The sequence below is a fragment of the Aquimarina latercula DSM 2041 genome, from assembly GCF_000430645.1.
Classification (GTDB): Bacteria; Bacteroidota; Bacteroidia; order Flavobacteriales; family Flavobacteriaceae; genus Aquimarina; species Aquimarina latercula.
Window position 1 is genome coordinate 97,186 of record NZ_AUMK01000010.1, and the last position, 11,956, is coordinate 109,141.

General features: G+C 38.8%; 13 protein-coding genes and 1 pseudogene. All 14 read left to right on the top strand.

Annotated features, from left to right (window positions below; translation table 11 throughout):
* The first annotated feature begins 8 nt into the window (after positions 1 to 8).
* The 14 genes and pseudogenes from H526_RS32625 to H526_RS0109480 all read left to right on the top strand — a co-directional run bounded on the left by H526_RS32625 (position 9) and on the right by H526_RS0109480 (position 11,941).
* The gene (locus H526_RS32625) at positions 9 to 326 is read left to right on the top strand and encodes a DUF6660 family protein (protein ID WP_425387470.1); all 318 of its coding nucleotides are present in this window, start codon (positions 9 to 11) and stop codon (positions 324 to 326) included.
* Positions 327 to 443: 117 nt separating this feature from the next.
* Positions 444 to 4,847, top strand: a complete 4,404-nt coding sequence (locus tag H526_RS0109425; protein ID WP_027392776.1) for a CusA/CzcA family heavy metal efflux RND transporter — start codon at positions 444 to 446, stop codon at positions 4,845 to 4,847.
* 20 nt (positions 4,848 to 4,867) lie between these two features.
* A complete protein-coding gene (locus H526_RS0109430) occupies positions 4,868 to 6,127 on the top strand; it encodes an efflux RND transporter periplasmic adaptor subunit (RefSeq protein ID WP_027392777.1) in 1,260 nt (419 codons plus the stop codon).
* Between the two features lie 115 nt (positions 6,128 to 6,242).
* Positions 6,243 to 6,581, top strand: coding sequence for a P-II family nitrogen regulator (locus tag H526_RS0109435; RefSeq protein WP_027392778.1), 339 nt, complete (start codon positions 6,243 to 6,245; stop codon positions 6,579 to 6,581).
* Between the two features lie 15 nt (positions 6,582 to 6,596).
* A pseudogene (locus H526_RS28760) lies at positions 6,597 to 7,019 on the top strand (Fur family transcriptional regulator).
* 37 nt (positions 7,020 to 7,056) lie between these two features.
* Positions 7,057 to 7,407 (top strand): SpoIIAA family protein, encoded by a 351-nt coding sequence (locus H526_RS0109445; RefSeq protein ID WP_027392779.1) that lies wholly within the window; start codon positions 7,057 to 7,059, stop codon positions 7,405 to 7,407.
* 108 nt (positions 7,408 to 7,515) lie between these two features.
* Complete coding sequence (locus tag H526_RS0109450) at positions 7,516 to 8,289, top strand: AlbA family DNA-binding domain-containing protein (RefSeq protein WP_027392780.1); 774 nt, start codon at positions 7,516 to 7,518, stop codon at positions 8,287 to 8,289.
* Positions 8,290 to 8,358: 69 nt separating this feature from the next.
* Positions 8,359 to 8,718 carry a SpoIIAA family protein gene (locus tag H526_RS0109455; protein WP_027392781.1) on the top strand — a complete coding sequence of 120 codons (360 nt, stop codon included), beginning with the start codon at positions 8,359 to 8,361 and terminating at the stop codon, positions 8,716 to 8,718.
* A gap of 164 nt (positions 8,719 to 8,882) precedes the next feature.
* Positions 8,883 to 9,041, top strand: coding sequence for a zinc-ribbon domain-containing protein (locus H526_RS32630; protein WP_425387471.1), 159 nt, complete (start codon positions 8,883 to 8,885; stop codon positions 9,039 to 9,041).
* 151 nt (positions 9,042 to 9,192) lie between these two features.
* The gene (locus H526_RS0109460) at positions 9,193 to 9,741 is read left to right on the top strand and encodes a hypothetical protein (RefSeq protein WP_027392782.1); all 549 of its coding nucleotides are present in this window, start codon (positions 9,193 to 9,195) and stop codon (positions 9,739 to 9,741) included.
* 14 nt (positions 9,742 to 9,755) lie between these two features.
* Positions 9,756 to 10,082, top strand: a complete 327-nt coding sequence (locus H526_RS0109465; protein WP_027392783.1) for a hypothetical protein — start codon at positions 9,756 to 9,758, stop codon at positions 10,080 to 10,082.
* A 58-nt stretch (positions 10,083 to 10,140) separates the two neighbouring features.
* Positions 10,141 to 11,031: a bestrophin family protein gene (locus tag H526_RS0109470; RefSeq protein ID WP_027392784.1), complete on the top strand. Its 891-nt coding sequence runs from the start codon at positions 10,141 to 10,143 to the stop codon at positions 11,029 to 11,031.
* A 1-nt stretch (position 11,032) separates the two neighbouring features.
* A complete protein-coding gene (locus tag H526_RS0109475; RefSeq protein ID WP_027392785.1) occupies positions 11,033 to 11,479 on the top strand; it encodes an MgtC/SapB family protein in 447 nt (148 codons plus the stop codon).
* Positions 11,480 to 11,584: 105 nt separating this feature from the next.
* Positions 11,585 to 11,941, top strand: a complete 357-nt coding sequence (locus H526_RS0109480) for a SpoIIAA family protein (RefSeq protein ID WP_027392786.1) — start codon at positions 11,585 to 11,587, stop codon at positions 11,939 to 11,941.
* Positions 11,942 to 11,956: the final 15 nt, after the last annotated feature.

Sequence of the window (11,956 nt, forward strand, 5' to 3'; positions counted from 1 at the left end):
TTTGTATTGTGAAAATTTTTACGCTCATATTCTCATTTTATCTACTCGCGCTTAATTTTGCGCCTTGTAGTGATGCAAATGTTGACTCTTCTGAGGATAGCACGCAAATAGAATTGTCACAAAATGATACTGGCGATCACGACCACAACCTACTTGATATGTGTTCTCCTTTTTGTTATTGTCATTGCTGTCACGTTCACACGTTGGATTTTGGGTTAAATGTCTTAGACCTATACCATCCTGCAGACTATAAACTTTCTACAGTTTATTTTGACAGTATAGGTAAGGATATTTCCCTTTCCCTATTCCAACCACCACGGGCATAATTTAGTTTTTATAGGATAGCTATATCCTTACGTGATGCTTTTTAAAGTAAGCATCGCATTATAAACGCATTGCATCTATTTGCATTGCGAGGTTTAAACTGAATTAATACTTTTTCTATGATTAACAAAATCATTTCATTTTCCATTAATAACAAGTTTATTATTGGCCTATTTATAGTAGCGCTTGTGGGTACGGGCATTTGGTCTATGGCTACTATAAACCTGGGTTCTGTACCCGATATTACCAACAACCAAGTACAGGTTATTACCGTTGCCCCAAATTTAGGTACTGAAGATATTGAGCAATTTGTTACCTATCCAGTAGAATTGGCAATGGCCAACCTTCCTGACGTTATCGAGCTACGTTCCGTATCCCGATTTGGGCTGTCTGTGGTTACCATTGTCTTTGAGGATGAAGCGGGTACCTACCTGCCCCGGCAATTGGTGCAAGAAAAATTAACCGAAGTTTCAGGGGAAATCCCCGAAGGCTTCGGCGAGCCATTTATGGCACCCATAACTACAGGTTTGGGCGAAATATTCCAATATACCTTAAAAGTAAAGGAAGGCTACGAAGAAAAATACGATGCTATGGAGCTTCGTACCATTCAGGATTGGATTGTAAAGCGCCAAATGGCATTAGTTCCTGGAGTAGTTGAAGTGAATGCTTTTGGAGGCTACGTAAAGCAGTACGAAGTGGCCATAAACCCTGACAAACTAAAAAGTTTTGGCATTACAATGAATCAGGTTTTTGAAGCCCTTGAAATGAACAACGCCAATACGGGAGGCGCTTATATTGAAAAAAACCACCAAGCCAATTTTATTCGTGGCGAGGGTTTAGCGCGTAGCCTTGAAGACTTGGAAAACACCGTTGTAACCACTCAAAACGGAAGCCCAGTTTTGGTAAGGGACGTTGCCGAAAAAGTAGGCTTTGGCAATCAAGTGCGCTATGGTGCGTTTACCCAAGATGGACACGAAACTGTTGGTGGCCAAATTTTAATGCTTAAAGGCGAAAGCCCTGGCACTGTCATAGAAAATGTACAAGAGCGCATCAACGAAATTCAAAAATCGCTTCCAGAAGGTGTTTACATAGAACCGTTTTTAAGCCGAAGTGAACTCATTGGAAGAACCACAAGTACCGTAGAAACAAATCTTATTGAAGGTTCGCTTATCGTGATTTTTGTACTGGTATTACTCTTGGGAAGTTTCCGTGGCGGATTGATAACAGCCTCTGTAATTCCGCTATCATTACTCTTTGCATTTATCCTGATGAAGCAATTTGGTGTATGGGCCAATTTAATGTCCTTGGGAGCAATCGATTTTGGAATCATTGTGGATGGCGCAGTTATTATTGTAGAAGGAATGGTATTTCACATCCATCAACGGATGAAAAAATCAAAAGCAGCGATAGGTCAGGCCGAAATGGACGAAATCGCCTACGACTCGGCAAGTACAATGATGAATTCTGCATTTTTCGGACAGCTAATTATCCTTATTGTATTTACACCGATTCTCTTTTTGACCGGTGTTGAAGGAAAAATGTTCCGTCCAATGGCATTTACTTTCGGATTTGCAGTTCTGGGAGCGATTATCCTTTGTCTTACCTACGTGCCAATGATTTCGTCAATGTTCCTAAAACCTGCCAAAAATCAGAACAGTTGGTTCGCCAAATTTGAAAACAAGATTGATAGGTTCAGTGATAAAATAATGTCCGGTTTAAACAGGGCGTATGTACCCTTGCTCAATTTTGCACTTCGATTTAGAGCAGGTGTTGTTTTAGGTGCAGTCGCCTTATTATTGATTGCGGGATATATTTTCAGCAATATGGGTGGCGAATTCATACCCAAATTTGATGAGGGCGATATTGCATTTCAGGCCTTGATAAAACCGGGTAGTAGTCTTACAGAATCTATAGAGGCATCAAAAAAACTTCAGAATTTAATCAATGAATTTCCTGAAGTAAAAACAGTGGTTTCAAGGATTGGTGTTGCCGAAATACCAACCGACCCAATGCCAATGGACATTGCCGATAGCTATATCATTCTTGAAAAGGATAAGAGTAAATGGACTTCCGCAGAGAGCAAAGAAGAACTTATAGAAAAAATACAGGAAAAAATTTCTGTAGTACCAGGTGTAAATTTCGTGTTTACGCAACCTGTAGAACTTCGTTTTAATGAATTATTGACAGGTGTTCGTGAGGACGTGGCCATTAAATTATATGGAGAAGATTTGGACGTGTTGGCAGACAAGGTTCAGGAAATCGCAGCGGTTATCAGAAGTGTTCCCGGAGCGGCCGACCTCAATGTGGAAGCTACGAGCGGTTTACCACAGATGACGGTAGAATACAATCGCGCAAAAATGGCACAATACGGAGTAACCGTCGATAAACTAAATGATTATGTAAGTGCTGCCTTTGCAGGAGAAGCGGCAGGTGTGATTTTTGAGGGTGAAAAACGCTTTGATGTGGTTATTCGTTTGGCAAAGGAGTTTAGACAAGACATCAACAATCTTAAAAATCTGTATATCGATTTACCCAGTGGTGCACAAGTACCGTTGAAAGAGGTTGCAAATATTAGTTACAAACCAGGGCCGATGCAAATTTCAAGGGATAACACCTCGCGTCGTATTTCGGTAGGGGTCAATGTTCGTGGACGTGATGTAAAATCGATGGTCGAGGAAATTCAGCAAAAATTGGAAACTGATGTAAAACTGCCACCTGGTTATTTTGTAACCTACGGAGGCTCGTTCGAGAACTTACAGCGTGCATCAGACCGATTAATGATTGTAGTGCCTATCGCACTTTTCCTAATATTCATATTGCTCTACTTTGCGTTGAGCTCGTTCTCGCAATCGCTTATGATTTATATGGCAGTACCTCTGGCAGCCATTGGCGGTGTGTTTGCCCTTTGGATAAGGGGAATGCCATTCAGTATTTCAGCAGGAGTCGGTTTTATTGTACTGTTTGGGGTAGCGGTATTAAATGGATTGGTACTGATAAACAAATTCAACGAATTAAAAGAAAGTGGAATGACAGACTTAAAGAAACGAATATACGAAGCAACACACGAGCGCCTACGCCCTATTTTATTAACTGCAACGGCGGCCATTATGGGCTTTATCCCAATGGCGATTTCTACCTCGGGCGGTGCAGAAGTGCAGCGACCATTGGCAACAGTAGTTATTGGTGGATTGCTTACTGCCACGTTTTTAACCCTTGTAGTCCTTCCAGTATTATATTATTGGTTGGAAGCTCGTAAGCAGCGAAAGGATAACGGTAATGACCCAAGTTATATTAACAAGAGCACTACTGTTTTGGTTGTGTTATTGAGCTTGGGAGGATTTTTAACTTCGAATTCAGTAAATGCACAAGACCGTGGTATCGCACAGACTATTACTTTAAAGGAAGCTATTTCTTTGGCAAAAGAAAACTACCCTTCCCTTAAGGAAAGTCAGTCTTTTATAGACCGTGAGCGGGCGATGAAAGGAACAAGTTTCGACCTTGGTAGTACACAAATTTTTACGGGTAAGGAAGAATTCGGTAATGACCTGCCCGGTGTGCAAACTACCATTGGGGTGCAGCAGGGAAATATCGATTTGTTATCTGGTTTCTCAAAATCCAAGTTCTATAAGCAACGTGTTCAATTGGGCGAGAAGTTTTATGCCCTTAGCGAGCAACAATTGGTGCGTAATGTGATGCAGGCCTATGACCAGATAAATTATAATAAAGCCCAGTTGCGCTTCGCGGAACAGTTGGATAGTGTGTATAACAACTTCAAGACAGCTGCAGAACTGCGTTTTGATACAGGTGAAACGGGGAAGCTGGAATTTATCGCGGCTTCTTCTGAATATCAACAGATACAGGTCTTGAGACAACAGGCCTATGACGATATCGAGATTGCCAAAAGGGCGTTGAAACAGTATTTGGGGATTGACCAAGAAATTGAAACCGTTGGAGGTACTTATGAACCGTTGAATTATATGAACGTTTTAGATTCAACATCCATAGATAACAATCCATTGTTGCAATATTCTATGCAAAATGCCGAGGTGAGCAAAGCCAACGTTGGCGTCGAAAAATCACAGTTTTTGCCAAAGTTCAACCTTACCTATGGAAGACAAATCGTTGACGATGTTTCAGGGTTCAACACCTATCAAGCAGGTATAAGTATCCCGTTGTGGTTCTTCCCTCAAAAAGCAAGGGTCAAGGCTGCTAAGGCAGATGCAATGGTAGCCGAGAACCAATATTTGGAACAAAAGGCAATAACCGAAAGCAGGGTATCACAATTGTTAAAATCATTGGAAAAAACCCAAAAAACACTGAATTATTACCAAGAAGGTGCACTGGTTTTGGCCGAAGAGCAAATTACAACAGCAGAACTTGCTTCCAAAGAAGGCGAGATAGACTATGTAAACTATATCACGATTTTAAACAGTGCCATTCGCATAAAGCAGAACCACTTACAATTTATTAACCAATATAATCAACAAGCCATTGAGTTACAGTATCAATTGGGCAATCTATAAACCTAAAAAAGGAGAATATAATGAAAAATATAGCAATAATTACAACAGTACTATTAACCTTCTTATTGGTAGGCTGTAACAATAAGCCCGATTCTGAATTGGGTCAAAATGAAACAGAAGGCGTGTCAAAAACCGAAGCTATTGGAGAAGATACGCACGGCGAAGATGGTCACGACGATGAAGAAGGTGGCCACGAGGAAGAAGGAGAAGAAGGCGTGGTAGAACTTACCACACAACAAATAGAGACCATTGGCTTGGAGACCAAGACCTTGGAAAAAAGAAACCTCGGTAACAATATTAAAGTTACAGGTAACCTGGAGCTATTTCCTCAAGATATGGCCAACATTAGTCCTTTTGTAGGCGGTAATGTCCGTTCCATCAAAGTAATAGAAGGAGATAAAGTACGAAAGGGTGAGGTTTTGGCCTATTTGGAACATCCAGATATCATTTCTATGCAACAGGAATATCAGGAAAAGAACGATGAACTTGTGTTTCTCAAGCAAGATTTTGAGCGAAAACAGACCCTTTATGATAAAGGAGTTTCCTCTGGAAAAGAATTTCAAATGGCGCAATCCAAATTTCGTTCTACAACATCGAGTGTAAATGGATTAAGGTCAAAACTACGCCTGTTGGGAATCAATACGGCTAAGGTTGAACAAGGTGAAATATTTTCAGCCGTACCCATTACTACGCCAATTTCTGGCTATGTCGATGATGTAATGGTAAGCTTGGGCGATTACGTGGCACCACAATCCAAGATGTTTACAGTAAGTGATAATTCAAAAATTCACTTGGACCTTAAGGTATATGAAAAAGACATACCAAAAGTTAAGGTGGGTCAAAAAATACAATTTACGGTAGCGTCAAGACCAGATGAGCTGTTAAGTGCCGAAGTACATTCCATTGGAAAAACATTTGAGGAAGACCCAAAAGCCCTGCACGTTCACGCAGATATAGACAATAAAAACGGCGACCTCTTACCAGGTATGTATGTAGAGGGACGAATTATACAGGGTAAAAAGTCAGGGTTTGCTGTTCCTGAGGAAGCAATCATCAAGGAAGGAGAACAGTCCTACGTGTTTATCGTGGATGAAGACGAAGCACCAGAAGAAAATAAAATGAAGTTTAAGAGAATACCTGTAAGCATTGGCGTGCACGATTTAGGGTTTGTAGAAGTAAACCTTCCAGCTGAGATTACCAATGACATAAAAATAGTAACAAAAGGAGCCTATACCCTTTCTTCGGAAATGGTCAAGGGCGAATTGGAGCACGGGCATTAATTCAACAATAATTAAAGGTTTTGATTCCGAGTTTGTTTATCGACTTAATTTAGTTAGTTAAAAATTAAAGAACAGGCTCGGTTCAAAATCAATTAAAAATGTAAATAGCATCGATATGAAAGAAATAAAAGCATTTGTAAAACCAAACCGCATACAAAGAGTCATCGAAGCCCTAAGCGACAATGGTTTTAAAAGTATGACCCTTTCACAAGCAGAGGGTACAGGCGCATTCAAAGCAAAAGGAGCAAGACCTTCCCTTGATTTTAATATAACCGATAGCCCAGTTGTTAAAGTGGAATTGGTATGTCAAAATGAAGAAGCGCAATCAGCAATCGACATCATCTTAGAAAATGGTAAAACGCCCGAACCTGGCGACGGAATTATTTATCTATCTGATATTGAGGATGCCTTCCAAATCAAAACAGGTGAATCCCTAAAACGGTACGACCTCTAAAACCCAGTGATAGAAATGGAAAAAATAGTCCAACTTCTGGAAAGCAAAGGCATACGACCTACGGCTATGCGGCTAATGACCTATAAGCGCTAGGCAGAATTAGAGGTGGCAATTAGCCTTGGCGATTTGGAAAAGGATTTTAAAATATCCGAAAGGAGCACCCTATTTAGAACAATGAAAACCTTTGAAGATAAAGGCATTGTCCACCAAATTGAAGATGGCACAGGAGTATTAAAGTACGCGCTATGCGAAGAGAATTGTGAATGTGAGGTGGGCAATGACCTGCACCTGCATTTTCATTGCAGCAACTGCGATGAAACCGTTTGCCTCACAGAACATAAAATACCACAAATCAATCTACCGGAGGGTTATATCACAGAAGATATCAATCTGGTTGTAAAAGGTGTGTGTGAGAAATGCAGTAGGCAATCAGACTAATTAATATCAAGAAATATAAACCATAAAAAATCCTATTATGTTAGCGATTTATAAAAAAGATAATATCCTATACGCATTGGCAGAAAATGGTATGGACAAAGATGATGCCACAATGTTATTAACGGCTGTTAGTGAGCATCTTGAAAAATACAAAAGTGCTGCTTGGGATATAGAAGTCAGTGAAGTCAAAAATACAAGGCATCAAACTGTAGAAAATGAAATGGAATTCAAAATTCCAAAACAAGACCATTTAAAAAAAGTGGCACTTGTAGGTAGTATAGAATGGCAGGAAGAATTTACCAAAAATCTTTTGCCATTCTCTGAGGCACATATTAAATATTTTCATTCGGAAGATAAAGAACTTGCTAAAAGCTGGATTGAAAAATAACGATGGCGAAATAAAATATTGAATTTTTTAAAATGAAAAGCGTGTAATTAGGAATTCCGAAGAAAAATGTAAGAATCCCAGGATTTAGATAGTCAAGGTTAAAAAAAAATGGTTTACAGGAAAAAAATAGCGTTTATAATAATAATTGGCTTTCTCTTTGGACTGTTCATCATTCAGCCCTTGGGACTATCACTTTACTTATATGATGAAACAGGAGATACTGGTAACTGGTACGCACTTTTTTTAGCAACCATTAAAAACACGATACGTTTTGGTGATATAGACCAAATATTTAAAAATGTTTTGTTCGGGATTATGGGCAGTAGCCTTACCCTTATGGTTTTTCTAAGAAATAAAATTTTCATTTTAACAAAGAAAAGAAATGACGGCAATGCAATTATAGCGCTTATCAAAGACGGCGAAAATCAGTTTGTAGAGTTCAAGGCTACCTTGAGGTGGGATTTACGTCAATCCAAAGTGAATAAACAATTGGAATTTGTTGTTGCCAAGACCATTGCGGGCTTTATGAACACCAACGGTGGTAAATTGCTTATAGGAGTAGATGATAACGGCAACATCCTCGGTTTAAATCAGGATTTTGAAACTTTGAAAAAACCTGATATAGATGGTTTTGAACAATACCTGATGCAGTTGATATCTCTAAAATTGGGCACCCATTTATGTACGGCTGTAAATGTATCTTTTTACAGATATGGAGAAAATGATGTGTGCTACATAGAAATAGACCCGGCCAAAACACCGGTCTATCTAAGTCAAGACGGGAGGTCACGGTTTTATATTAGAACGGGCAATGGAACGCGCGAACTCGATTTGCCCGAAGCCATCTTGCACTTAGGAAAAAAGAAGGCGCTTTATAATTAAGAAAAGCAAGTGTAAAGCCAATGGATATTTGCACATACAATGCACTAATAATAATATTAATTTTAAAAGATGTTACAGATTACAGACATAAAGAGCGAAAATGTGGTTACCACAAAGGCTAGCGGTAAACTCAACCAGTACGACTTTGAAAAAATACATCCGCTTATCCATAGTATTCTCGATAAGGGCTTAAAGGTTCGGTGGTATTTCGAAATGAACGATTTTCAAGGCTGGCATATAGATAGGCTATGGAAAGATTTCTCTAAAGATGTTGAGCACGAAAAGGAGTATGAAAAAATAGCATTGGTCGGCGAAAAAAAGTGGCGACAGTGGGCCACCCAATTTATGAAACCATTTTGCAATGCCGAAATTAAATATTTTGGTCCAGACCAAAAACAGGAAGCCAAAATATGGATTGAAAGTGACTGATGGCAGGTATTGGCTGGTTAATAAAAGAATAAACTAAAAGATATATTGATATGGGGTTTTTAAAACATTTATTTCGAGGCTTTCAAAACGGAGGCCATCATTCTCGCGGACATCATAATAAGCGCGGTTATGATTATAGGGAAAATAATCCAGATGCAAAGGTTATGATTCGTTGCACGGCCTGTGGTGAGAAAAATGAAGAGAGCGCAGCCTTTTGTAAAAAGTGCGGTTCACCTTTAGGCAAGTCCAAGTGTAGTAACTGTAACGAGAGTGTGCCAGTCGAGGCAAAATTTTGCCCCAATTGTGGCACTGAAAGAAAATAATGATAGTGCAATACAGTAAAGAATTGAAGTTCAATAGTTGTATTAATAGCAGGCAGCTTTTATGATGCTTTTTTAAAGCAAAATGATTGATAGCATTAAAAGCTAAAGTAGAAGCTGCTTTTTTTTAATTATACAATTAAAGATAGATATTATGAATGTTAAACACTTTATTTTAATAATCTTGTTGGTTAGCTATTTTAATGGTAGTGCCCAAAAAATTTACAGTACAAAAGAAGGCCACATTGAGATAATGGCAATGCTTGATAGTGTCCCCTTTAAGGCAGAAAGCCATAACTTGGCATTATACCTTGACTATGATTCCAAAGTGGTCAGTGGTGTCCTCGACCTTAAAACGCTATCGACCAACAACCCTGAAATTAAAGCTATGCTGGCAGGGGAGGAAGACCCCTTAATGCTTCGGTTTACCGGTACGGTGCCTTCTGCTGATTTTTTGTCAAAACGGCACGACCCTATCGACTTTAATTGGCTGATAGATGTTACTTATCAAGGAAAAGCCTTTAAATCACAATTTAAAGCAACCATTACACATATTGAACAAGGTGTAAGTATGTCGTGTTTGATAAGTGCCAGAGGACAGGTTTTGGTGGCTGATACAGGCTTGGATTCCATCATAAAAGGTATCGATGATGCCATAGAAGTGCAGTTTGCACAAATGGTTTTAAAATTGGACAACCAGTAATTTAATAAAAAAATATGGGAACTTGGAACGATAGGCTATATCATAAAATATTCAATAGTACGGTAATAATGATGGTAATCGTTACAGCCTCTTTGGGTATAGGAATGATGGGGTATCATTTTTTGTTGGGCTTAAGTTGGATAGATAGTTTTTTAAATGCCGCAATGATTCTTACGGGAATGGGACCATTAGACGAAGCAAATACCAATGCCGGCAAACTTTTTTCTGGGATTTATGCAATGTATTCTGGAATCGTCTTCCTTTCTGCCATTGCTATTTTCATCTATCCAATTATACAAAAAATAGGAAAGAAGTTTGAGCACCAGCATAAACAAGAATGAAAAGTATAAACGGAAATTACAAGCAAACAATTTTAAAACATAAAAATAAACAAACAAAATGCTCTTAAACAAACGTATATCCATCTGGTCCTTTCTTAAATATATTAAATATGATATTTTATTTATTGTATTTTATGCTATAGCAATTGGTGTTTTGGACCAATTTGGTTTTCTGAGTAAAATTTCGATACCTATTGCCGTTACAGGGGTTTTTGGTACTGCTGTGGCACTATTGTTAGGTTTCAGAACCAATCAAGCCTATGAACGCTGGTGGGAAGCCCGTATTATTTGGGGCGCCATTGTCAACGATTCTCGTACTTTGGTACGACAGAGTATAACCTTTTATGACCGACAGGATAGTCAGTATGAATTTAGGATTAAAGAAATAGTTTTACGACAAATTGTGTGGTGCTATGCACTGGGTGAGTCCTTGAGAAAATTATCCTTTTCAGATAAAGTCCAACCCTACCTTGAAATGCAAGGCATTACCGATAGCAATGTTCCCAATGCTATACTATTAAAGCATTCAGAAGCATTGGCAATTGCAAAAAAGGAAAACCAAGTGAACGACTATCAGCAAGTACAGATAGATAGTACAATCGCTAGGTTATGCGATTCAATGGGCAAATGCGAAAGGATTAAAAACACGGTATTCCCCAAGGCACATAGCCTGTTGATCCACCTCATCATTTATGTTTTTGCCACAATGCTTCCGTTTGGTTTGTCCGATAATTACCTCTCTGTGGAAATTGGCCTTACCATCGCTATCCCTATCATCTTTATAGCCATTGAGAAAACATCAATTTTAATGCAGGATCCCTTTGAAAACAACCCAATGGACACACCAATGACCGATTTGGCCCAAACTATAGAAATTAATCTAAAGCAGATGACAGGTGATGATGACATCCCACAGAAAAAGAAACCTGAAATGTTTTACATTCTATAATATGGATTTACAAACTGAAATAACGCTGATTCCCAGATTATTGGTTGCCTTGTTACTGGGCATCTTGATTGGGCTTGACCGTGAAATTCACGGTCACGATGCAGGTATAAGAACCTATGCTTCCGTTTGTTTGGGAGCTGCACTTTTAACCATCATCAATACACATACTGAGATGGCAGACCAAACCAGGATTGTCGCCAATATTGTCTCTGGTATTGGTTTTTTGGGAGCGGGTATCATTTTTAGGGACAGTTCAAAGAATACCATATCAGGGTTAACAACGGCCGCTACTATATGGGCCAGTGCTGGTGTTGGCATTGCCATAGGATATGGGATGTATTTAATTGGTATAACCAGTACACTATTGATTATACTATTGCTGGTTTCGCATCATTTCCCATTTTTTAAGGCTAAGTACGGTAAAGAAACAAGGGGTAACAATGAATAAACAAAGTGTAATTGAAATAAGAAAATTAGTGTGACGTGTAGAGCGTATCATTTGCACATACAACGCACTAATATTTTAAATAGATGAATATAAAGATATACAAATATGTTACAGATAATAAATTTGGAAAAAGAACATCTTATTGCCGCTAAAATCAGCGGGAAACTTACGGAAAAGGATATGGAAAAGATGCATCCGCTTATCCACAACATCATAGAAAAAGGCCATAAAGTGGACTTCTATTTTGAAATGGAAGATTTTAAAGGCCATACCCTTAAAGGCTTTTGGGAAGACCTAAAGATTGATTCGGCTCATTTGGGAGATTATGGCAAGATGGCCTTTGTCGGCAACAAAAAATGGCAGGAATGGGCCGCGAAGGCAACTGATTTTTTCATAAAGTCTGAAGTTAAATTTTTTGATATTTCTGAGAAACAACAGGCTCAAAACTGGATTAAATCTTAATTAACGATAACAAAA

Bases quoted from the DNA above. Each gene is read 5' to 3' on its own strand.
- H526_RS0109465 (WP_027392783.1), top strand. From the start codon at position 9,756: ATGGGAACTTGGAACGATAGGCTATATCATAAAATATTCAATAGTACG.
- H526_RS0109430 (WP_027392777.1), top strand. From the start codon at position 4,868: ATGAAAAATATAGCAATAATTACAACAGTACTATTAACCTTCTTATTG.
- H526_RS0109460 (WP_027392782.1), top strand. From the start codon at position 9,193: ATGAATGTTAAACACTTTATTTTAATAATCTTGTTGGTTAGCTATTTT.
- H526_RS0109445 (WP_027392779.1), top strand. From the start codon at position 7,057: ATGTTAGCGATTTATAAAAAAGATAATATCCTATACGCATTGGCAGAA.
- H526_RS32630 (WP_425387471.1), top strand. From the start codon at position 8,883: ATGATTCGTTGCACGGCCTGTGGTGAGAAAAATGAAGAGAGCGCAGCC.
- H526_RS0109425 (WP_027392776.1), top strand. From the start codon at position 444: ATGATTAACAAAATCATTTCATTTTCCATTAATAACAAGTTTATTATT.
- H526_RS0109450 (WP_027392780.1), top strand. From the start codon at position 7,516: ATGGTTTACAGGAAAAAAATAGCGTTTATAATAATAATTGGCTTTCTC.
- H526_RS0109480 (WP_027392786.1), top strand. From the start codon at position 11,585: ATGTTACAGATAATAAATTTGGAAAAAGAACATCTTATTGCCGCTAAA.
- H526_RS0109470 (WP_027392784.1), top strand. From the start codon at position 10,141: ATGCTCTTAAACAAACGTATATCCATCTGGTCCTTTCTTAAATATATT.
- H526_RS0109435 (WP_027392778.1), top strand. From the start codon at position 6,243: ATGAAAGAAATAAAAGCATTTGTAAAACCAAACCGCATACAAAGAGTC.
- H526_RS0109475 (WP_027392785.1), top strand. From the start codon at position 11,033: ATGGATTTACAAACTGAAATAACGCTGATTCCCAGATTATTGGTTGCC.
- H526_RS0109455 (WP_027392781.1), top strand. From the start codon at position 8,359: ATGTTACAGATTACAGACATAAAGAGCGAAAATGTGGTTACCACAAAG.